The sequence below is a fragment of the Mycolicibacterium iranicum genome (genome assembly GCF_014190915.1).
GTDB lineage: Bacteria > Actinomycetota > Actinomycetes > Mycobacteriales > Mycobacteriaceae > Mycobacterium > Mycobacterium iranicum_B.
Window position 1 is genome coordinate 661,629 of record NZ_JACHVU010000002.1, and the last position, 21,760, is coordinate 683,388.

The 21,760-nt window shown below is 69.6% G+C and carries 20 protein-coding genes; 15 read left to right on the forward strand and 5 right to left on the reverse strand.

From position 1 onward, the window contains the following. Positions 1-24: 24 nt before the first annotated feature. The 6 genes from eccCa to FHR72_RS06960 all read left to right on the forward strand — a co-directional run bounded on the left by eccCa (position 25) and on the right by FHR72_RS06960 (position 7,837). Positions 25-3,507, forward strand: coding sequence for a type VII secretion protein EccCa (gene eccCa, locus FHR72_RS06935; RefSeq protein ID WP_311736074.1), 3,483 nt, complete (start codon positions 25-27; stop codon positions 3,505-3,507). Beyond that, positions 3,504-4,637, forward strand: coding sequence for a type VII secretion-associated protein (locus FHR72_RS06940; RefSeq protein WP_183467174.1), 1,134 nt, complete (start codon positions 3,504-3,506; stop codon positions 4,635-4,637). Before eccCa ends, FHR72_RS06940 begins: the two co-directional genes overlap by 4 nt. 89 nt (positions 4,638-4,726) lie before the next feature. Beyond that, the gene (locus FHR72_RS06945; protein WP_183467175.1) at positions 4,727-5,056 is read left to right on the forward strand and encodes a WXG100 family type VII secretion target; all 330 of its coding nucleotides are present in this window, start codon (positions 4,727-4,729) and stop codon (positions 5,054-5,056) included. Between the two features lie 10 nt (positions 5,057-5,066). Next, a complete protein-coding gene (locus FHR72_RS06950; protein WP_183467176.1) occupies positions 5,067-5,363 on the forward strand; it encodes a WXG100 family type VII secretion target in 297 nt (98 codons plus the stop codon). Positions 5,364-5,473: 110 nt separating this feature from the next. Beyond that, positions 5,474-6,829 carry a helix-turn-helix domain-containing protein gene (locus FHR72_RS06955; RefSeq protein WP_183467177.1) on the forward strand — a complete coding sequence of 452 codons (1,356 nt, stop codon included), beginning with the start codon at positions 5,474-5,476 and terminating at the stop codon, positions 6,827-6,829. A gap of 87 nt (positions 6,830-6,916) precedes the next feature. Beyond that, on the forward strand, positions 6,917-7,837 hold the full coding sequence (locus FHR72_RS06960) for an alpha/beta hydrolase (RefSeq protein ID WP_183467178.1): 921 nt from the start codon (positions 6,917-6,919) through the stop codon (positions 7,835-7,837). On the opposite strand, the gene FHR72_RS06965 is transcribed toward FHR72_RS06960, so the two are convergent. Next, positions 7,803-8,345, reverse strand: coding sequence for a TetR/AcrR family transcriptional regulator (locus FHR72_RS06965; protein ID WP_183467179.1), 543 nt, complete (start codon positions 8,343-8,345; stop codon positions 7,803-7,805). The genes FHR72_RS06960 and FHR72_RS06965 overlap by 35 nt on opposite strands. Positions 8,346-8,484: 139 nt before the next feature. On the opposite strand from FHR72_RS06965, the gene adh reads away from it, so the two are divergent. Both adh and glpK read left to right on the forward strand, forming a co-directional pair. Beyond that, positions 8,485-10,008 carry an aldehyde dehydrogenase gene (adh, locus tag FHR72_RS06970; RefSeq protein ID WP_183467180.1) on the forward strand — a complete coding sequence of 508 codons (1,524 nt, stop codon included), beginning with the start codon at positions 8,485-8,487 and terminating at the stop codon, positions 10,006-10,008. Between the two features lie 182 nt (positions 10,009-10,190). Further along, entirely contained in the window at positions 10,191-11,708 is a 1,518-nt protein-coding gene (gene glpK / locus FHR72_RS06975; protein ID WP_183467181.1) for a glycerol kinase GlpK, read from the forward strand. 7 nt (positions 11,709-11,715) lie between these two features. Here the strand turns inward: glpK and FHR72_RS06980 are convergent, their stop codons facing one another. After that, the gene (locus FHR72_RS06980) at positions 11,716-12,114 is read right to left on the reverse strand and encodes a GlcG/HbpS family heme-binding protein (protein WP_183467182.1); all 399 of its coding nucleotides are present in this window, start codon (positions 12,112-12,114) and stop codon (positions 11,716-11,718) included. A gap of 127 nt (positions 12,115-12,241) precedes the next feature. Between FHR72_RS06980 and FHR72_RS06985 the strand changes: the two genes are divergently transcribed. Further along, on the forward strand, positions 12,242-12,952 hold the full coding sequence (locus FHR72_RS06985; RefSeq protein ID WP_183467183.1) for an MIP/aquaporin family protein: 711 nt from the start codon (positions 12,242-12,244) through the stop codon (positions 12,950-12,952). Here FHR72_RS06985 and cobA read toward each other — a convergent pair. The 3 genes from cobA to FHR72_RS07000 all read right to left on the reverse strand — a co-directional run bounded on the left by cobA (position 12,877) and on the right by FHR72_RS07000 (position 15,477). Beyond that, positions 12,877-13,923 carry a uroporphyrinogen-III C-methyltransferase gene (gene cobA / locus FHR72_RS06990; RefSeq protein ID WP_183467184.1) on the reverse strand — a complete coding sequence of 349 codons (1,047 nt, stop codon included), beginning with the start codon at positions 13,921-13,923 and terminating at the stop codon, positions 12,877-12,879. The two genes, FHR72_RS06985 and cobA, sit on opposite strands and share 76 nt — an antisense overlap. Then, positions 13,923-14,672, reverse strand: a complete 750-nt coding sequence (locus FHR72_RS06995) for a LuxR C-terminal-related transcriptional regulator (RefSeq protein ID WP_183467185.1) — start codon at positions 14,670-14,672, stop codon at positions 13,923-13,925. Before FHR72_RS06995 ends, cobA begins: the two co-directional genes overlap by 1 nt. 91 nt (positions 14,673-14,763) lie before the next feature. Continuing rightward, on the reverse strand, positions 14,764-15,477 hold the full coding sequence (locus FHR72_RS07000) for a (2Fe-2S)-binding protein (protein WP_183467186.1): 714 nt from the start codon (positions 15,475-15,477) through the stop codon (positions 14,764-14,766). A gap of 64 nt (positions 15,478-15,541) precedes the next feature. Between FHR72_RS07000 and FHR72_RS07005 the strand changes: the two genes are divergently transcribed. The 6 genes from FHR72_RS07005 to FHR72_RS07030 all read left to right on the forward strand — a co-directional run bounded on the left by FHR72_RS07005 (position 15,542) and on the right by FHR72_RS07030 (position 21,752). After that, the gene (locus FHR72_RS07005; protein ID WP_183467187.1) at positions 15,542-15,970 is read left to right on the forward strand and encodes a diol dehydratase small subunit; all 429 of its coding nucleotides are present in this window, start codon (positions 15,542-15,544) and stop codon (positions 15,968-15,970) included. Between the two features lie 9 nt (positions 15,971-15,979). Continuing rightward, on the forward strand, positions 15,980-17,701 hold the full coding sequence (locus FHR72_RS07010; protein ID WP_183467188.1) for a propanediol/glycerol family dehydratase large subunit: 1,722 nt from the start codon (positions 15,980-15,982) through the stop codon (positions 17,699-17,701). A gap of 2 nt (positions 17,702-17,703) precedes the next feature. Next, a complete protein-coding gene (locus FHR72_RS07015) occupies positions 17,704-18,279 on the forward strand; it encodes a propanediol/glycerol family dehydratase medium subunit (protein WP_311736075.1) in 576 nt (191 codons plus the stop codon). A 5-nt stretch (positions 18,280-18,284) separates the two neighbouring features. Further along, complete coding sequence (locus tag FHR72_RS07020; protein WP_183467190.1) at positions 18,285-20,168, forward strand: diol dehydratase reactivase subunit alpha; 1,884 nt, start codon at positions 18,285-18,287, stop codon at positions 20,166-20,168. Beyond that, a complete protein-coding gene (locus FHR72_RS07025; RefSeq protein ID WP_311736076.1) occupies positions 20,152-20,511 on the forward strand; it encodes a glycerol dehydratase reactivase beta/small subunit family protein in 360 nt (119 codons plus the stop codon). Before FHR72_RS07020 ends, FHR72_RS07025 begins: the two co-directional genes overlap by 17 nt. Positions 20,512-20,600: 89 nt before the next feature. After that, entirely contained in the window at positions 20,601-21,752 is a 1,152-nt protein-coding gene (locus tag FHR72_RS07030; protein WP_311736077.1) for a helix-turn-helix domain-containing protein, read from the forward strand. Positions 21,753-21,760 lie beyond the last annotated feature (8 nt).

Here is a 21,760-nt window from a genome sequence, read left to right on the forward strand (position 1 = left end):
GGCGTCCCGTGCGTCTACTCAGATGTGCAGACCGGACGCGTTGTCATCGAGGCGCCACCCGACCCGCCCGCCCCGGTCCAGGTGAGCCCGCTGGCCCGGCTCATGCCGGTGGCGATGATCGTCGCGATGGGTGGGATGACGGCGCTGTACCTGACATCGACGGACTCGGCGGGCCGCAGTCCGATGTTCCTGTTCTTCCCCGTGATGATGCTCATGTCGCTGGTCGGCACACTCGCCTACGGTGCCCGCGGGCAGGGCAGGCCCGGCGAACTCGCCACCCAGCGCGCCGAGTACCTGCGCTATCTCGACGAGGTCGACGACGCACTCGGCCGGGCCGCGCAACAGCAACATCGCCAGGCACATGAGACCCATCCGGCACCCGAATCCCTGTGGACGCTGGCAGGCAGCACGCGAATGTGGGAACGCGACGACAACCATCCCGACTTCTGCCGCGTGCGCGTCGGCGTCGGGACACAGCCGGCGGCGACCGCCGTGGTCCCACCGCCGGTCGGGCGCGCCTCGGCCGACGACGACCCGGTCACCTCGACGGCGCTGCAGCGGCTCGTGGAGGTCCGCGCGACCGTCGACGACGTCCCAGTGGTCCTGCCGCTGCGAGAGATCCGGACTGTCACCGTGACTCGGGCGACGGCCCGGGCGCTGGTATGTCAGGCCGCGATGATGCACCACCCCGACGTTCTGACCCTTGACGCCGACGACGGCCCCGACTGGGACTGGATCAAATGGCTTCCACATCAGGACTCTTCCCGGGACGCCCGTCATCGCATCGTCCTCACCGAGAGTGCGCCGCCCCCGCCGTCCGACTCGACCACAATCGTCGCGGTCCGTCCGGACGACGACGGGGACACCGTCGACGTCGACGGTCAGATCCTCGACATCCACTGCGATCGACTCTCCACCGCCGACGCCACCGCGTGCGCACGCCGGATCGCAGGACGCGTGCACGACCCGCAGTCCCCGACCGGGCGCAGCCGCAGCGTGGAGTGGCCGGCGCTGATGGGGGTCGACGATCCGGAGGCTCTGGACCCCGGGCTGCTGTGGTCGCGAGAGCGTGACTCGGCGATGCTGCGCGCGCCGATCGGGGTGGCCGAGGACGGTACGGTACTGGAGCTGGACATCAAGGAGGCAGCGGCGAAGGGCATGGGCCCGCACGGATTATGCGTCGGCGCAACGGGTTCCGGTAAGTCCGAGTTTCTGCGCACCCTGGTGCTGGGCATGGTCGCGGCACATCCCCCGGAGCTGCTGAACCTGGTGCTCGTCGACTTCAAGGGCGGCGCCACGTTCCTGGGCTTGGAGAAGCTCCATCATGTGTCGGCGGTGATCACCAACCTCGCCGACGAAGCCCCGCTGGTGTCACGGATGCGTGAGGCTCTCGCCGGCGAGATCACCCGCAGGCAGGAGATGCTGCGCGCGGCGGGCAACCTGACCAACATCGCCGAATACGCCGCCGCACGCAGCCGCGCGGGCGGGTTCCCGCCGCTGCCGGCCCTGTTCGTCCTCGTCGACGAATTCTCCGAACTGCTCAGCCAGCACCCCGAATTCGTGGACTTGTTCGTCGCGATCGGACGCCTCGGCCGGTCGCTGGGCATTCACCTGCTGCTGGCCAGCCAGCGTCTCGACGAGGGCAGGCTCCGCGGTCTGGAGACGCATCTGTCCTACCGCATCTGCCTGAAGACGTTCTCGGCCAGCGACTCCCGGGCGGTCCTCGGTGTGCCCGACGCCTATCACCTGCCGTCGCAGCCGGGTGCGGCCTACCTGAAGACGGCGTCGGGTGAGCTGACCCGCTTTCAGGCGTCGTTCGTATCCGGCGCCTTTACCCCGCGCCGCCGGGGATCTGGGGCCGCCGCCGTGCGGCGTTTCGCCCGTGCAGATCAGACAGTCGCGCCGGCCGCCGAGAGTGCGACGTCGGCGCGGCCGCTGCTGGAGACCGTCCTCGCGCAGCTCGCCGGACACGGCGAGCCGGCGCACCGGGTCTGGCTCGCGCCCCTCGGGGAGTCCCCGAGACTCGCAGACCTCCTGCCCGCCGAGCCCAGCCGACACCTCACGGTCCCCGTCGGAGTGGTGGACTGTCCGTTCGAGCAGCGTCGCGAGCTGCTGACCCTCGACCTGTCCGGCGCGGCAGGCAATGTCGCGGTCGTCGGCGCACCGCGCACCGGGAAGTCGACGGCCCTGCGGACGATCCTGTGCGCGCTGGCAGCCACCCATGGTGCCGCCGCCGTGCAGTTCTACTGTCTGGACTTCGGTGGCGGTGAGCTGGCGGCTCTGCGAGATCTGCCGCACGTCGGCGCCGTGGCCGGCCGGCGCGACGCCGATCTGTGCCGCCGCGTGGTGGCCCAGATCGAGAACGTGCTGCGGGCCCGGGAGGCGGCCCCGGCCACCGCGGACCGGTACGGCGAGGTGTTCCTGGTGGTCGACGGGTGGGCCACGCTGCGGCAGGAATTCGACGGCCTCGAACCGAAGATCACCGCCCTCGCAGCACAGGGGCTCTCCTATGGCATTCACGTGATGATCGCGGCGTCCCGGTGGGCGGACCTGCGTCCGGCCCTGAAGGACCAGATCGGGACGCGGATCGAACTGCGCCTCGGCGACCCCGCCGATTCCGACATGGATCGCCGGCGGGCGCGTGAACTCGCCGACCGCCCGGCCGGGCGGGGGCTGACCCGCGACGGGCGGGAGACGGCCATCGCGATGCCCGACGAGCGGCTGGTGCGGCGGCGCGACGACGCCGCCGCGCCGCGCGTCGAGTTACTGCCCACGCGGATCGACCGGCGTGCGATCGCAGGCGCCCCGACGCAGAGCGGGGAGGTCGTGCTCGGTGTGGGGGAGCGGGACCTCAGCGCCGTCGCCGTCGACTTCGCCGAGCACCCCCACCTGCTGATCCTCGGTGAAAGCGGGTGCGGCAAAACCGCACTGCTACGGCTGCTGTGCACCGAACTGGTCGCATCCCGGCCTTCCGTTCGGCTGGAGATCGTGGATTTCCGCCGCACTCTGCTCGGCGTCGTCGAGACGTCCGAAGTCACCGGCTACTCGGTATCGGCCGCGGCGGTCACGGCACGGCTGGCTGCCCTCACCGAGATCCTCGACGACCGGATGCCCGGCGAGCACGTCACCCAGCGGCAGCTGCGGGACCGCTCGTGGTGGAGCGGACCCGACATCTATGTCGTCGTCGACGACTACGACCTGGTCGCCGGGGGATCCGGAAACCCCTTGACCCCGCTGACCGACTTCCTGCCTCACGCCAAGGATCTCGGACTCCACGTGATCGTGGCACGTCGATCCGGCGGAGCGGCCCGGGCGATGTTCGACCCACTGCCGGCCAGGATGCGGGACATGGGATGCGCGGGGCTGATGATGAGCGCATCCCCCGATGACGGCGTGCTGCTGGGCGCCGTACGCCCCCGCGCGCTTCCGCCCGGTCGCGGAACGCTGGTGATGCGGGGAAGACCTGACGAGCTCATCCAGGTGGGCTGGGTGGATCCGCCGCCGTGACCGCGGTGATCGTCGAGGTCGGACCGCACACCGTCCGCGGGCCGGGCGCGGTCGATCGTGAGATCTGCCGAGCGGCTGTGGAATTCATCGACGATCCCCTGATCCTCGTGGACGAACAACCCGTCGTGGCCGACGTGCTGTGGCGAGGGGTGCTCCGTGCGGCGGTGGGGGCGGGGGCGGGGCCGCTGGCGCTCGTCCTGCCCACCTGGTGGCCTTCAGGGCGGGTCGGTGTGGTCACCCGTGCCGCGGAGCAGGAATTCCCCGATGTCGTCGTGCTGCGCCGGTCGCTGCTGGTCCCCGGTTCTGGTACGGCTGTTCTCGAGCTGTCCGCCGACCACGTCGTCGTCACCGCCGCGGGGTCGGACCCGGCGGTGCTGTCCCGGGACGGTCCCGGCGTGCTCGCGCGGCTGCAGAATGCGTCCGCTGTGCTCGTGGACGTCCCAGCCGGGGTCGCGCCGCCACCCCACGACATCGTGGCACGGTTGCGTCAACTCGGTATCCCGTTCACCTACAGCTCATCTCGCGAACTGCGCGAGGCGGTCGCCGCTCTGGTCGAGGACATTTCACCCGGCGATGCCGGTGCGCGGTGGCCGCGACCGGGCCGACGTGGGGTGGCTGTGCTCGGCGGCGTCGCGGTGACGGCGGCCGCTGTCGGCGGGGGATGGGCCGCGCACCCCGTCCCGTCGCAGAACGGCGAGGCCGTCACCCGCGAACTGGTCGAGGGGCGGGTCGCGCTGCAGGTGCCGGCGGACTGGGCTGTGGAGCGTGTCACCGGCGGGACCGGCTCCGAACGTGTGCGGGTGTCCGCCGCAGGCGGGCTGCCGGCGCTGAACATCACGCAGTCCGTCGGTGCCGCCGAGATGACGCTGGGCACCATCGCTGAAACGCTGCGCCGGTCACTGCAGTTCGAGCGCCCCGGGATCTTCACCGACCTGAATGCCACGGCCGACGTCGGAGGCAGGCCCGCCGTCACTTACGTCGAGCGCCGAACCGACAGCGAGACACACTGGGCCGTCCTCGTCGACGGCCCGGTCCGCATCGCGATCGGCTGCCAGTACCCGCCGCACCGGCGGGACACTGCCACGGTGGTGTGCGCCGACGCGGTGCGCTCAGCGCGCGTGATGCAGTGAAATACCAGACAAGGGAACCGAATTGGGTGCCGGTGCGTCCTATGAACAGACACACCGCAGAAACCGTGAACTTCAGGAAGGACCCGCTCATGCCACCACCGCCGACCCCCGGTCCGGCACTGGCCACCGACTTCGACCTCATGGTGTCGGTGGCCGGCAGGACAGACCACCGCAACGACGAGGTCAGGGCGATGCTGCAGTCGTTCATCGGCGCGATGAGCAACGTGCCACCGTCGGTGTGGGGTGGTGTCGCCGCCGTACGCTTCCGCGAGGTGGTGGAGCGCTGGAACACCGAATCGCTGAAGCTGCATGCCGCACTGTCGCGCATCGCCGACACGATCCGCGACAACGAGCGGGTGCTGCGGGAGGTCGCCGAGGGGCATTCGCAGCGCATCGACTCCGTCGCGGCGAACCTGTAGGGGCCTCGCGATGACCGACACGCTGTCCTATGACTTCGGCGAGATCGAGTACACGGTCCGCCAGGAGATCCAGTCCACCTCGAACAGGTTCAATGCGGCGCTGGAGGATCTGCGCGCGCAGATCGCCCCGCTGCAGGCGACATGGACCCGCGACGCCGCGGAGGCCTACCGCATCGAGCAGGCCCGCTGGGAACAGTCCGCGGCAGCACTCAACGAGATACTCGTCAGTCTCGGCAACGCGGTTCGGGACGGCTCCGACGACGTCGCGGCCACCGACCGCAGAGCCGCCAACGCCTGGGGCGCCTGACCGCCCCGTCCCGAGTCTGTGCGGCCCCCGCGAGGAGGGGAGCCGAGCGGGGGCCGCACAGTACTCTCGGCACGCCACCTCGGTATTCGGCTAGGGTGGCAGCAAGTGTGATGGCGGACACAAAGGAACGCCGGGTGGCAGGTTCGAAGACATCGGCCGGAAAGACATCGGCAGAACGGGTGGCGGCCGGACGGGTGGCGACCCGCCCGTCGCCGTCGCAACTGCGCGCCGTCCACGAGCTGTTCATCGCCGGCGAAGTCGACGCGACCTACCTGAACTCCACCGAGGTGCGGCCGGTGGTCGCGCAGAGCTGGCAGCGCAGCCTCGCCGTCGGCGTGGATCCCGACCTCGACGGCGCCCGGGCCGCGGTGACGGCCATCGAGCGGCTCCGCGAGACGCATCCACTCGCACCGGCGCTGCCGGTGATCCGCAGGCTCCTGGTCGACGACGCGATCGACTCGGGCGTTGTCGTGGCGGTCAGCGCCGCCGACGGCACGCTGCTCTGGGTCGAAGGAGACCCGACCGCCTGCCGCAAGGCCGAGGCGATGAACTTCGTACCGGGCGCCGACTGGAGCGAGCGCAGCGCGGGCACCAACGCCCCTGGCACCGCGCTGGCCTTGGACCGCGAACTGCAGATCCATGGCTCCGAACACTTCTCCCGGGTGGTCCAGCCGTGGAGCTGCACCGCCGCACCCGTCCACGACCCCGCCACGGGTGCCCTGCTCGGTGCGATCGACCTGACCGGCGGCACCCAGGTCGCGACGTCGCAGACGCTCGCACTCGTGCGCGCCACCGCGGTCGCCGTCGAGAACCACCTCGCCCTACTACGTGTCGCCGGCATCGGCGCCGAGCCCGCCGCGCGCAAGCCGCACCTCGTCGTGCTCGGCGGTGACCGGCCCCGCTGGGTCACCACCGACGGGTACGGGCACCTTCAGGCCACCCACCTGACCGGCCGGCACGCCGACATCCTGGTGTTGCTCAGCCGCCATCCCGAAGGGCTCTCGGCCGATCATCTCGCCGTGCTGCTCGACGACAAGGACCTCGACGTCGTGACCGTGCGTGCCGAGATGTCGCGCCTGCGCAAGGTGATCGGCGCCGAGAACCTCGGATCCCGGCCCTACCGTCTGCTGACCACCATCACCAGCGACGTCGCCGAGGTGTTCGAGGCCCTCGACGCCGGCGACGTCGACGCCGCGCTGAACCGGTACGCCGGGCCGCTGCTGACACAGTCGGTGTCGCCCGCGATCGCGCGGCTGCGCACCCAGCTGTCGACCACGTTGCGCGACGCGGTGCTGGCCGAGAGCAAGCAGGGCCGCACCGACCTGCTGCGCCGCTGGCTCGACCTCCCCGAGGGCCGCGACGACCGTGACGGATGGCAGGCGCTGCGCGACAGCGCCGGTCTCACCCCGGTCGCACGGGCGCAGGCCCGCGGCCATCTGGCCGGCCTGGACTACGAACTCGGCTGAAAACCTGAGCAGAGCACCAACAGCCCAGCTCAGAGCCGCGCAGAACGCGAGTTGTCAACGTGGGCATCGCAATTCGATGATCACTGCATGGACATCCGAACCTATGCGCAGTTCCTGCCCGGCGCCTACGCCTGCGGTGTCACCTCCCCGGTGAGCACCTGGTGGCCATGGCGGGGCCGCAGCGTGCACATCGCCCGCTCGGCCGTCCCGGACGCCCCGGTGCGTGTGATGGTGATCCACGGTGGCGGTGGCTACAGTGGCGCGCTCTGGCCCGTCTCGGCGTCCGCCCTGGGTCGCGCCGTCGACGTCCTCGCCCCCGACCTGCCGCTGTACGGCGACACCGTCGAGCCGCACCCGTCGCAGGTCCGCTACGACGACTGGGTGGAGTTGCTCTGCGATCTCGTCGCCGCGGAACGCGCCACCGACCCGCGCCCCCTGGTGCTGTTCGGGGCCAGCATGGGCGGCATGCTCGCCTACGAGGTCACGGCCCGCGGCGGGGTCGAGGCGGTGGTCGCGACGTGCCTGCTCGACATGGCCGACCCGGCCGCCCGCGCCGCCGCCACCCGCTTCCCGTGGCTGGGTCGCCCGGCGCCGGCGCTGCTGCGCGCCACCGAACCGGTCCTGGGCCGGGTGCGGTTGCCGATCCGCTGGGCGGCCGACATGGGCGAGATGAGCACCGACCGGCGGTTGTCGCAGCTGTGCGCCTCCGACCCGCGCGGTGGCGGTGTCAGCGTTCCGCTGGGCTTCCTGTCGAGCTGGATGAACTACCGCCACACCGCACCGGAATCGTTCCTCGCCGCTCCCGTCACCCTCGTCGCGCCGGCGGCCGACACCTGGACACCACCCGCACTGAGCGTGCGCTTCCTCCAACGTGTTTCGGCGCCCACACAGCTCGTCATGCTCGAAGATTGCGGGCACTTCCCGGTCGAGGAGCCCGGACTGACCCAGCTACGCACGGCGCTGCGCGGTGTGCTCACCCGGGTGGCGGAGCAAGCCGGTCGATCGTGACCATCAGGGCGTCCACGTCGAAGCCCCGGCGGGTCATCACCCGGTGCAGCTGCGCGTCGACGGTGTGCACGAGCGTCTGCGCCGTCAGCTCGACATCCTCACCGCCGCGGTCGCACCGCTTCAGGTGAAACGCCACTTCGTCACAGATCCGGTCCTCGAAGCCGCGCAGCGCCTCCAGCCGATCCGCATCGGCGGGCACCATCCGGTGCAGCAGGGCGTGCAGCCGCGGCTGGTCGCCGTGCAGGGTGAGCAGCGCGTCGAGCACCGCACGCATCGTCGCGTCGAACGGTGGGGCGGTGTCCCGCAGCTCGGCGAAGACCTCGGTGAGGTGCCGGTCGGCGTCGCGGACATGGCGCTCCGCGACAGCGTGCAACAGCGCCAGCTTGTCGGGAAAGTACTGGTAGAGGGTACCGATCGACAGGCCGGCGCGTTCGGCGATGCGGTTGGTCGTCGCCGCGATCCCCTCCCGCGAGAACACCTGGGCGGCGGCTTCCACCAGCGTGTTCACCGTCTCACGGGAGCGCTGCTGGCGGGGTCGGCGGCGGGGCTGGTCGATGGGCAGAAGTCTTCCCGACGATGCAACCGTGGTGCAACGGTCCCGCGCGTAAGTTCAGTGACGCACACCACACGAGCAGGAGACTCCCCACATGACTGTGTACGCCCGCCCCGGGGCTGACGGCTCCCTGATGTCCTTCAAGCCCCGCTACGACAACTTCATCGGCGGTGAATGGGTCGCGCCGAACGCCGGCCGCTACTTCGAGAACCCCACGCCCGTGACCGGCCAGCCGTTCACCGAGGTGGCCCGCTCCGACGAGAGCGACATCGACAAGGCTCTGGACGCCGCCCACGCCGCCGCGCCCGCCTGGGGCAAGACCTCGGCCGCCGAGCGCGCTGTGATCCTCAACAAGATCGCCGACCGCATCGAGGAGAACCTCGAGTCCATCGCGCTGGCCGAGTCCTGGGACAACGGCAAGCCGATCCGCGAGACGCTGAACGCCGACATCCCGCTGGCGGTGGACCACTTCCGCTATTTCGCCGGCGCGATCCGCGCCCAGGAGGGCTCGCTGTCGGAGATCGATGACGACACCGTCGCCTACCACTTCCACGAGCCGCTCGGCGTCGTCGGCCAGATCATCCCGTGGAACTTCCCGATCCTGATGGCCGTCTGGAAGCTGGCGCCCGCGCTGGCCGCCGGAAACGCCGTGGTGCTCAAGCCTGCTGAGCAGACCCCCGTGTCGATCCTCTACTTGATGGAGGTCATCGGCGATCTACTGCCCGCCGGTGTGGTCAACGTGGTCAACGGCTTCGGTGTCGAGGCGGGCAAACCGCTCGCATCGAGCAACCGCATCGCCAAGATCGCGTTCACCGGCGAGACGACCACCGGCCGTCTGATCATGCAGTACGCCTCGCAGAACCTGATCCCGGTGACCCTGGAGCTCGGCGGCAAGAGCCCGAACATCTTCTTCAACGACGTGCTCGCCGCCAACGACAACTACCAGGACAAGGCCCTCGAAGGCTTCACGATGTTCGCGCTGAACCAGGGCGAGGTGTGCACGTGCCCGTCGCGCTCGCTGGTCCAGGCCGACATCTACGACGAGTTCCTGGCGCTGGCGGCGATCCGCACCAAGGCTGTGCGGCAGGGGGATCCGCTCGACACCGAGACGATGATCGGTGCGCAGGCATCCAACGACCAGCTCGAGAAGATCCTGTCCTACATCGAGATCGGCAAGAGCGAGGGCGCACAGGTCGTCACCGGCGGCGAGCGTGCGCAGCTCGGCGGCGACCTCAACGGCGGCTACTACGTCGCGCCGACGATCTTCACCGGCAACAACAAGATGCGCGTGTTCCAGGAGGAGATCTTCGGACCCGTCGTGGCGGTCACGTCCTTCACCGACTACGACGACGCCATCTCGATCGCCAACGACACGCTCTACGGTCTGGGCGCCGGTGTGTGGAGCCGCAACGGCAACACCGCCTACCGCGCCGGTCGCGACATCAAGGCCGGGCGGGTGTGGACGAACTGCTACCACCAGTACCCGGCGCATGCCGCGTTCGGTGGTTACAAGCAGTCCGGCATCGGCCGCGAGAACCACAAGATGATGCTCGACCACTACCAGCAGACGAAGAATCTGTTGGTGAGCTACAGCGATCAGGCGCAGGGCTTTTTCTGACGAGCGCTTGCGCGAGGAAACGACAGGCACTGACGAGCGCTTGCGCGAGGAAACGACAGGCACTGACGAGCGCTTGCGCGAGGAAACGACAGGCACTGATCGACCAGCAGACTCGGACTCGCACGGACTCCTCCCGGTCCGTGCGAGTTCGTCTCTTCGTGTGACACCAAAGGAGTAGATACGTGGGCGATTTCGTTGCGGCGATCGACCAGGGCACGACCAGCACCCGAGCCATGGTGTTCGACCACTCCGGTCGCGAGGTGGCACGCCATCAGCTCGAGCACGAGCAGATCCTGCCGAAAGCCGGTTGGGTGGAACACAATCCGGTCGAGATCTGGGAGCGCACCGGGTCGGTGCTGCAGACCGCGCTGAACAAGGGCAAGCTGTCGGCGGACGACATCGTGGCCCTCGGCATCACCAATCAGCGTGAAACCGCCCTGGTGTGGGACCGCCGTACCGGGCGCCCGTACTACAACGCCATCGTCTGGCAGGACACCCGCACCGACCGCATCGCCTCGGCGCTCGACCGCGACGGCCGCGGCGACGTCATCCGGCAGAAGGCGGGATTGCCACCGGCGACCTACTTCTCGGCCGGCAAGGTGCAGTGGATCCTGGAGAACGTCGACGGGGTTCGCGAGGCCGCCGAGCGCGGCGACGCGATCTTCGGCACGTGTGACACCTGGGTGCTGTGGAACCTGACCGGCGGGCCGCGCGGCGGCGTGCACGTCACCGACGTCACCAATGCCAGCCGCACCATGCTGATGGACCTGGAGACCCTGGACTGGGACGACGAGCTGCTGTCGTTCTTCGGGATTCCGCGCCAGATGCTGCCCACCATCGCGTCGTCGTCGGCACCTGACGCCTACGGTGCGACACTGAAGGACGGCCCGTTGGGCGCCGAGATTCCGCTGACGGGCATCCTCGGCGATCAACAGGCCGCGATGGTCGGTCAGGTGTGTCTGTCGGCCGGCGAGGCCAAGAACACCTACGGGACCGGAAACTTTCTGCTGCTCAACACCGGTGAGAAGATCGTACGTTCCGAACACGGCCTGCTCACCACGGTCTGCTACCGCTTCGGCGACGCCAAACCGGTGTATGCCCTGGAGGGTTCGATCGCGGTGACCGGTTCGGCCGTCCAGTGGCTACGCGACCAGCTCGGCATCATCAGCGGCGCCGCGCAGAGCGAGGCGCTGGCCCGGCAGGTCGACGACAACGGTGGGGTCTACTTCGTGCCCGCGTTCTCCGGGCTGTTCGCGCCGTACTGGCGTTCGGATGCCCGCGGCGCGATCGTCGGGCTCTCCCGGTACAACACCAACGCGCACCTGGCCCGGGCGACGCTGGAATCCATCTGCTACCAGACCCGCGATGTGGTCGACGCGATGGAGGCGGACAGCGGCGTTCACCTGGAGGTGCTCAAAGTCGACGGCGGCATCACCGCCAACGAGCTGTGCATGCAGATCCAGGCCGATGTCATCGGTGTCGATGTCGTCAAACCCGTTGTCGCAGAGACGACTGCGTTGGGCGCAGCCTACGCGGCGGGGTTGGCCGTCGGTTTCTGGAAGGACGCCGACGAGCTGCGCGCCAACTGGCAGGAAGACAAGCGGTGGTCTCCGGACTGGAGCGAGGAGCAACGGGCCCAGGGTTACGCCGGTTGGCAGAAGGCGGTGCAGCGAACCCTGGACTGGGTGGACGTCGAGTAGCGGGGGCTCAGAGCGCGGCGACGCCGGCTTCGGCGACGGCGACGTCCTGGGCCACGCTTCCCGCGCTCACCCCGATCGCACCGACGACGGCGCCGTCGACCTCCAGTGGGATGCCCCCTCCGAAGATCACGAGGCCGCCGGAAAGCTGTTCGAGGCCATACAGTTCCGCGCCCGGTTGAACCAGGTCGGAGAGCGCGGCGGTCGGCGCGTTCATCAGGATCGACGTGCGGGCCTTGCGCGTCGAGATGTCGATGCTGGCCTTGATCGCACCGTCCATCCGTGCGAATGCGATGAGGTGCCCGCCGTCGTCGACCACCGCGATGTTCATCGGCTGACCGATCTCCTCCGCCTTCGCGATCGCAGCGGCGATGATGTTCTGGGCCTTGGTCAGCGGCAAAGAGGTCATCTGCCAATGGTATTCCCTGGGTGACAACGACCACAACCTATCCGAACGCCCAGTATGCAGGTCGGTAACAGATTGGGAGATATTAGCGCACAACCAATTTCGTCTGATCGGCGAGAACACTGAACCCGTGTCGTACACCGATATCTTCATGTGGGAGTTCCTGGGCACCGCGGTGCTCATCCTCATCGGCAGCGGTTCGGTGGCGGCGGTGGTCCTGCCGAATTCGTTCTCGCACGGGGGCGGAGGCAACTGGCTGGTCATCGTGCTGGGCTGGGGATTCGGCGTGTTCACCGCCGCAAGCATCGCCAGTCCCTCAGGGGCGCACATCAATCCGGCCGTCACCCTGGCCGTCGCGATCAGCGGTGGGGTGCCGTGGGGGAGTGTGCCGTTCTACTGGGCGGGCCAGCTGCTCGGTGCGATCGTCGGCGCCGCGCTGGCGTGGGTGGTCTTCAAGCTCCAGTTCGACCAGAACGAGGACAACTCCGGCACCAGGGGCATCTTCTGCACGGCGCCGGCGATCAAGGGCACCGGGTGGAACCTCGCCACCGAGGTGATCGCCACGTTCGTGCTCATCCTGTGGGTGCTCACGAACCCGGAGGTGAACACCACGCTGGGCTACGCCGGGGTCACCTTCGTGATCATGGCGATCGGCTTCGGGCTGGGGGGACCCACCGGCTACGCGATCAACCCGGCCCGTGATCTCGGACCGCGAATCGCCTACGCGCTGCTGCCGATCAAGGGCAAAGGTGACGCGCTGTGGTCCTACTCCTGGGTGCCGGTCGCGGGTCCGCTCGCCGGTGCGGCGCTGGCCGCACTGCTCGCCGGCGCGCTGAGCTGACCGGGCGCGAATCCCACCACGGCGCCGATGACCGTCGTTGCGGGCGGGCGGATCCCGGCCGCGCGCGCCGCAGCGGCGATGGTGGCGACGGTCCCGCGGACGGCGCGTTGCGAGGGCAGGCAGCCGTCGGCGACGACGGCGGCCGGCGTGGTGGGATCCATGCCGGCGGCGATCAGGGCGGACGAGATCGCCCCCAGGTTGGCCACGGCCATCATCAGCACCAGCGTGGTGTTGGCACGCGCGAGCGCGGCGTAGTCGATGGCCGATTCCGGGTGACCGGGCGGCACATGCCCCGTGACCACCGTGAAGCCCTGGGTGAGACCGCGGTGCGTCACCGGGATTCCCGCGGCGGCCGGTGCGGCGATCGACGAGCTGACACCCGGGATGACCTCGACGGGTATGCCTGCGCCCACGCAGTGCTCGACTTCCTCACCGCCCCTGCCGAACACGAAGCCGTCGCCACCCTTGAAGCGGACGACGGTGCGCCCGGCGGCGGCGTGTGCGACGAGCAGGTCGTTGATCACGTGCTGTTCGGTGCGGGGGCCACCGGGGATCTTCGAGACGTCGATGACGGTGGCGCGCGGTGCGACGGTGGTCAGGAGGGCGACCGGCGCCAACCGGTCGGTGACGATGACGTCGGCGGCGGCCAGCGCCTCGCGCCCCGCGACGGTCAGCAGGCCGGGGTCGCCCGGTCCGCCGCCGACGAGGACGACCCTGCCGGCCGCGGGGGTGCCCGCTGCGGCGTCGGGTTCGCCGGGTTCGACGACGCAGGGCCGACGCCGGCAGTGCGCGAGTTTGCGGATCAGTCTGTTCTGGGCCGGGTCGCCGGTGTAGGCGAAGACCATTGCGGCCGCGTCGATGTCGCTCTCGGAGAGGTCGCGGCGATGCCATGTCACGACGGCACCGGCCTCCACCAGCGAGGCCGTCATCTCGACGGCCTGCGGGGATGCGCCGGCGACAGCCACCCTCATCACGGGGTGCCGCTCCAGTTGCCGCGCAATGCCGTCGCCACCAGCGCCGCACGTTTGTGCACCCCGAACTTGGCCATGATGTTGTGCAGGTGGAACTTCACCGTCGCCTCGCTGATGAACAGGGTGCGCGCGATGGTCCGGTTGTCCTGCCCGTCGGTCACATGCCGCAGGACCTCGTGCTCACGCCGCGTCAGGGCCGGCATGTCCGCGGGGTCGGGTCGAGGGTCGGCGGCGCGCAGGCCCGCGATGACGGCGTCGGTGCTCGCGGAGTCGAGGGCGGAATGGCCGCCCGCCACCCGCAGCATCGTGACGAGCAGTTCCCCGGATGGGGACCGCCGGTCGATGAGGCCGTCGGCGCCGGCGCGGATCAGGGCCACCGGATCGACTCGCGGATCCTGGGTGTCGACGACCACGATCACACTCGGGCGGGGGTGCAGTTCGGCGAGCAGGTCGGGCAGGCGCATGCCGTCCTCGGCGCCGAGCACCAGCAGTTCGGGCCGCAGGTGGCGCAGTCGGGCCAGGGCATCAGGCCCCGGTCGCATGTCGGCGACGAGTTGCACCGCATCGGTTCGCGCCATCATGTGCACGACACCGTGGCGCAGCAGTTCGTCGTCCATCACCACCGCGGTGCGACGTCGCCGGACACCGGCCAAACCGACTCTGGGAGAGGCGATCTTGCCACCCGCGTGAGATCGTGGGTGGCGATCGAGTTCGGCTTGCGCTGCATATCCCGGAGGGGACAGGCTCATGATCTGACTCCGTCGGTCGGTCGGCGGGCCGAATGCTAGCCACCCCCGCGTTGCATCGACGTTGCAATGAGACGGATTCCACCCCGGCTGTTCAGTGTGACCCGGGCGCGTCGTGGAGCACGCAGTCCCCGCAAAGACCGCCGTTCGGAGCGAGATAGAACAGGCAGCAGGTGCGGCGCCGGAAGCCCGACGCGGACATCGTCGCCGTGCCGCGCAAGCGTGGACGCAGCGCCATGGACCGGACCAGATCTGTTCCTGCAGGGACCAATCCGGTATCGGCCAGACCCATCACGGTGACGGCGCCGTGGGCGGCGGAGATCACGTTGCCCCACATCACCGTGCGCGAGAGCGCCGTGGCCGAATGAAGCTTGTCGATAAGGGGCTCCAGCACGGTCGACAGCAGCGAGACGTCGATGGCCTCCGCCGCGACAGCGCTGTCCAGGGTGTCGGCCCAGTCGCCGGCATCGACAGCGAAATGCACGGTGTGGGCCACCCGGCGCCACCGCAGGACGTCAGCCGTCAGCAGCGGCACCCCGGCCCCCGTGGCGAAGCAGCCGACGAGTGGAGAGAGCAGCCGGGAGGCGATCGACAGCTGCAGCGAGGAGGTGGCCACCCGCGCCGGGACGTCGGCCACCGCGGTCCCCGCGTAGCCGGCCATCGCACACCGGGTCGCCTCGGCGACGTCGGCCAGCGCGTCGTCGTCGAGCAGCTCCGTGAGCGGCCGCCACCCGCAGCCCACGGGCTCGGCCGGCGAGAAGTACTCGCCCAGCCGCGCGACACGCTCGGGAAACGGGCGGCCCTCCATGGGTGCAGAACGTTAGACGAAAACTGCAACGTCGGTGCAACGTGACCGGAGCCACACTGGGTCCATGCAAGAACCGAACCTCGATCCTGCGGTGGACTATCCGCTGAGCGTGAACCGCAGCGACCTGCTGCACACGCCGACCGGTAAACCGATCGACGCCATCACGATCTCGGCCGTCGTGGCCGGTGACATCGAGGCCGCCGACCTCCGGATCAGCCCGGACACCCTGCGGCTGCAGGCGCAGATCTCCGAGAAGTCCGGCCGCGTGCAGCTGGGCGCGAACCTGCGTAGGGCCGCGGAAATGACGAAGATCTCCGACGAGCGGGTGCTGCAGATCTACAACGCGTTGCGTCCCAACGCGTCGACGAAGGAGGAGCTGGAGGCGATCGCCGAAGAGCTCTCGTCGCAGTACCAGGCCGAGCTCCTGGCCGACCTGGTGCGCGAGGCTGCCGACGTCTACGAGCGCCGCGACATCCTGGCCACGAGCGAATAGGAGACGGGTATGACTGCCGCAGAAGCTCCCCAGCGGTCCTCGGTGGAGAACTCCCGCAGGTCCCTGCGCACCGAGGCCCTTGAGGCCCGCCCGGTCAACCTCGACGGGTTCGTCGAGGAATGGCCCGAGGTGGGCATGGTCGCCCTGGACAGCGAGTTCGACCCCAGGCCCAGCGTCCGGGTACAGGACGGCGTGATCGTCGAGATGGACGGGGTGGCCCGCGCCGACTTCGACTTCATCGACCAGTTCATCGCCGACAAGGCGATCGACATCCAGACCACCGAAGCATCCATGGCCATCCCGGCCGTGCAGATCGCGCGCATGCTCGTCGACCCCAATGTGTCTCGCGCCGAGGTCATCTCGGTCACCCGGGGCCTGACCGCAGCGAAGCTGCTCGAGGTCGCCAAGACGATGAACATCGTCGAGATCATGATGGGCATGCAGAAGATGCGGGCCCGGCGCACCCCCGCCAACCAGGCGCACTGCACCAGCGCCCGCGACAATCCGCTGCAGGTGGTGTGCGATGCCGCCGAGGCTGCGATCCGCGGCTTCGCCGAGGTCGAGACGACCCTGGGTGTGGTGCGGTATGCGCCCCTGGTGGCGATGGCACTGCAGATCGGCGGTCAGGTCAACCCAGGCGGGCCGATGACGCAGTGCGCGCTGGAGGAGGCCACCGAGCTCGAGCTCGGTATGCGGGGCATCACCGGCTACGCCGAGACGATCTCGGTGTACGGCACCGAACCGGTCTTCGTCGACGGCGACGACACCCCCTGGTCGAAAGCGTTCCTGGCGGCGGCCTACGCGTCCCGCGGCATCAAGATGCGGTTCACCTCCGGGACCGGTTCGGAGGTCCAGATGGGCAACGCGCAGGGAAAGTCCATGCTGTACCTGGAGATCCGCTGCATCATGGTCACCAAGGGCGCGGGTGTCCAGGGGCTGCAGAACGGATCCATCTCGTGCATCGGCGTGCCGGGAGCGGTGCCGGCCGGCATCCGTGCCGTCGCGGCGGAGAACATGATCGCCTCGGCGCTCGACCTCGAATGCGCCTCCGGTAACGACCAGTCGTTCTCACACTCACCCATGCGGCGCACCGCGCGACTGATGCCGCAGATGATGCCCGGTACGGACTTCGTCTGTTCGGGGTACTCGGCGACACCCAACTACGACAACATGTTCGCCGGCTCCAACGTCGACAGCGACGACTTCGACGACTTCAACACCATCCAGCGTGATCTGCAGATCGACGGCGGACTCCGGCACGTCCGCGAGTCGGAGATCCTCGCCGTGCGGACACGCGCCGCCAAGGCCCTGCAGGCGGTGTTCGCCTACCTGGACCTGCCGGCGATCACCGACGCCGAGATCGACGCCGCGGTGTACGCCAACGGTTCTCAGGACCTCATCCCGCGCGACGTCCTTGAGGACCTCAAGGGCGCCCAGCAGGTCATGGATCGCGGGATCACGGGTCTAGACCTGGTGAAGGCGCTCGATGCCACCGGCTTCTCCGACATGGCGGCCAACCTGCTGTCGGTGCTGCGCCAGCGTGTCTCGGGCGACATGCTCCAGACCTCGGCGATCATGACCCCGGACTTCACCCCGCTGTCGGCCATCAACGACGACAACGACTATCTGGGTCCCGGCACGGGTTACCGGCCCTCGGGTCAGCGCTGGGAAGAGATGAAACGGCTGCGCCATGTGACCAGCGCGGCCAATCCGGAAGAAGAGGTGCAGTGATCGTGGCGACCGTCGAGTCCGAGAAGCAGCGTTCGGTCACGTTCTCCGAAGTCGGCCCCGCCGAACGGGGTTCGCGATCCGACGAAGTCGTGATCGGGGTGTCACCGGCGTTCGCCGACTTCTTCAGCCAGACCATCGTGAACGTGTCCCACGGCGAGGTGCTGCGGCAGATCCTGGCCGGTATCGAGGAACAGGAGGTGGCGGCCCGCATCGTGCGGGTGCGGCACAGTTCGGACCTCGCGGTGATCGCGCACACGGCGGCCAAGCTCTCGGGTTCCGGGATCGGCATCGGCATCCTGTCCCGCGGGACGTCGATGATCCACCAGCGTGACCTACCCCGGCTGTCGAGCCTGGAGCTGTTCCCGCAGTGCCCGCTGCTGACGTTGGAGACCTACCGCAGCATCGGATCCAACGCCGCTCAGTACGCCAAAGGCGAGTCGCCGCAGCCTGTTCCGACCCTCAACGACCAGATGGCGCGGCCCCGGTGGCAGGCCAAGGCGGCGCTGCTGCACCTGAAGGAGACCGAGCAGATCGTCAAGGGGGCCAAGCCGGTCGAGGTCGCGGCCGCGTTCTCCTGACGCACATGCGGGCAGGGCAGGGGGCTGTCGTCGTCGGGGTCGACATCGGCAACTCGACGACGGAGGCCAGCGTCGCGCGTGTCGGCGACGACGGCACGGTCGACTACATCGGCGTCGCACTGACCTACACCACCGGCGTCAAGGGCACCGTCAAGAACGTCGACGGGGTGCTCAAGGCGGTGACGTGGGCCGCCCACGACGCCGGGGTGACGCTCGGTGGCCTCGATGTGGTGCTGCTGAACGAGGCCACGCCGGTCATCAGCGGTCTGGCGATGGAGACGATCACCGAGACCATCATCACCGAGTCGACGATGATCGGACACGACCCGCGCACCCCCGGCGGACGCGGTCTCGGTGTCGGCGTCATCGTGGAGTTCGCCGAGCTTTCGGAGACCACGGGGGGTGAGCCCGTGATCGCGTTGGTGCCCAGGGGAATCGACTTCGAGGTCGCCGCCGCCGGGATCGAAGAGGCCGTGGCGGCGGGCGTCGAGGTCGTCGCGGCGATCCTGGGCAACGACGACGCCGTTCTGGTGGCCAACCGGTTGAGCAGACGGATCCCGATCATCGACGAGGTGTCGCGTGTCGACGCCGTCCCCGTCGGGATGCTTGCCGCCGTGGAGGTGGCCGCACCCGGGCAGTCCATCCGCACGCTGTCCAACGCCTACGGTCTGGCCACGATCTTCGGCCTGGACGCCGATCAGACCCGGGTGGTGTCTCCGGTGGCGCGGGCGCTGACCGGCAACCGCTCGGCCGTCGTGGTGCGGACCCCCTCCGGCGATGTCGAGGACCGCGCCATCCCGGCCGGGTCGCTGGACCTCGTCGGCCCCCATCGGGTTGCCTCGATCGATGTTTCGCGAGGTGCGGCCGACATCATGGCCGAGGTGGAACGCGTCGGACCGCTCACCGACGTGGCCGGGGAGTCCGGCACGAACGCCGGCGGCATGATCGCCAACGTCCGGCAGAGCATGGCCGACCTGTCCCGACACGATCTCGGTGATGTCAAGATCACCGACCTGCTCGCGATCGACACGCTGGTACCGCAGGAGGTGCGCGGTGGCGTGGCCGGAGAGGTCGCCCTGGAGAACGCCGTCGCCCTCGCGGCGATGGTGCGCACGAGGGAGAGCGGCATGCAGGCGGTCGCCGATGCGATCGCCGAGCGGCTCAGGAGCGGCGGCGCGGAGCGGGTCAGCGCACTCGTCGGCGGTGTCGAGGCCGAGATGGCGGTGCGCGGCGCGCTGACGACACCGGGCACCGACCGTCCGCTCGTCGTCCTGGACATGGGCGGCGGGTCCACCGACGCGGCGGTGATCGGGCGTGACGGCGTGATCGACGCGGTGCACCTGGCCGGGGCGGGCGATCTGGTGACCAAGCTCATCGACACCGAACTCGGGCTGGACAACCTGGAACTCGCCGAGGAGATCAAGCGCTGCCCGCTGGGCAAGGCGGAGAGCTTCTTCCACATCCGCCTGGAGAACGGCACCGCGCAGTTCTTCGACAAGCCGTTGCCCGCCACCGCGTTCGCCCGCGTGGTGACCCTGAGCCACCACGGCACCGATTCCGGGCCCGCGATGAACCCGATCCCGACCCGGCACTCGCTCGACCGGATTCGCGAGGTTCGCCGCACCGCCAAACAGCGGGTGTTCGTCGTCAACGCGCTGCGCGCCCTGCGTCGCATCGCGCCGGCGGCCGATCTGCGCCGGATCGGGTTCGTGGTGCTGCTCGGCGGGTGCGCCCTGGATTTCGAGATCCCCGAGCTCATCGCCGACGCCGTGGCGCCCTACGGGATCGTCTGCGGTACCGGCAACGTGCGCGGCACCGAGGGTCCGCGCAACGCCGTGGCCTCCGGCCTCGTCCAGGCCTACGCCACCGACGGTGCCCGCCGTGCTTGAGGGCGGGCAGCCGGAGCCACCCGCGATCCAGGTGATGAGCTCGGTGGCCGGCGACCTCGAACGCGAGGTCCTCGCCGGCATCGAGGAGGAAGGTGTGCCGTACGTCGTCGCCCGCCCACGGGAGACCGGCGGTGCCGACGCGCTGGCCCTCGAAGCGGCGCGCCGGTCCTCGCTCGACGTGGGCGTCGGCATCGACGCCGCGGGGCGGGTCAGTGTCGCCCACGGGTTGCTGCCCGAGCCGGTGGGTGGGTTGGCGTCCGAGGGGGCCGCGACATCGGTGTTCGCGCGCACGGCCGGGCACAACGCGGCACGGATCGTCATCGGCATCCCGCTGCGGATCTGAGCGGATCGATTACCGTCTGTGGTGAGTAGGCGTTGCGGAAGGAGTCACCGCTGCTTCACCAGTTCTTCGATGACGGTTCGCGCAGCCGCGTGCCGCAGAAGCACGTCCGGGCGCTGCATGAACTCGTGGTCGCGGGCGAGGTGGACCCGGCCGAGCTGGTCAACATGCCGCTGCCGGACGTGATCGCCGAGAGTTGGCGGCGCAGCCTCGGCCGGGGTGTCGACCCCGACCGGCAGGGACCGCGCTCGGCGACCGACACGGTGCTGGAGAGTTTGCGCCGGGACAACCCGCTGACCCTCGCGATGCCGATGATCCGGCGGCTGCTCGTCGACCACGCCGTCGATTCCGGGTGCATGGTGGCGGTCACCGACGTTCGTGGCACGCTGCTGTTCGTCGAGGGGGACCGCCGTGCCCGCCGCAAGGGCGAGGCCATGAACTTCCTTCCCGGCGCGGACTGGAGCGAGCGCAGCACCGGCACCAACGCCCCCGGCACCGCGCTGGTCCTCGGGCGCGAGGTGCAGATCCGGGGGTGGGAGCACTTCTCCCGGGTGGCGCAGCCGTGGAGTTGCACCGCCGTCCCGGTACACGACCCGACGACGGGGGTCGTCCTGGGCGCGATCGACCTGACCGGACATTCGTCCGCCGCGACGCCGCAGACCTTGGCGCTCGTCCGGGCCACCGCGCTGGCGGTGGGCAAGTACCTCGCGGTCCAGCGGCTGACCGACAGGACGGCCGAACCGCCGGCGGTGCCCGCGGGTGCCCGGCTGACGGTGCTGGGTGGCGAGCGTGCGACCTGGTCGGCGCGCGACGAGACCGGCGCGCCGCGCACGACCACCCTGGCGCCGCGGCACGCCGACATCCTCGTCCTGCTCACGCGGCACCCGGAGGGACTCAGTGCCGACCACCTCGCGGTCCTGCTGGACAGCGACGATCTGGACGTGGTGTCGGTGCGGGCGGAGATGTCACGGCTGCGGCGCGCGATCGGCGCGCAGTTCCTCGGGTCCAAGCCGTACCGCCTCCTCGACACCGTGACCACCGACCTGGACGACGTGCTGGCGGCGGTGGCGGACGGCGATGTGAAGGTCGCGCTCGATCGCTACCCGGGCCCGCTGCTGCCGAACTCCACAGCGCCGGGGGTGACCCGGCTGCGTGTCGAATCGACCTCGACCGTGCACGCCGCGGTGGCCGCCTCGGGCGACCCCGGGTTGCTGGCCCGGTGGGCGCAGTTGTCCGCGTTTTGACCTGCGCG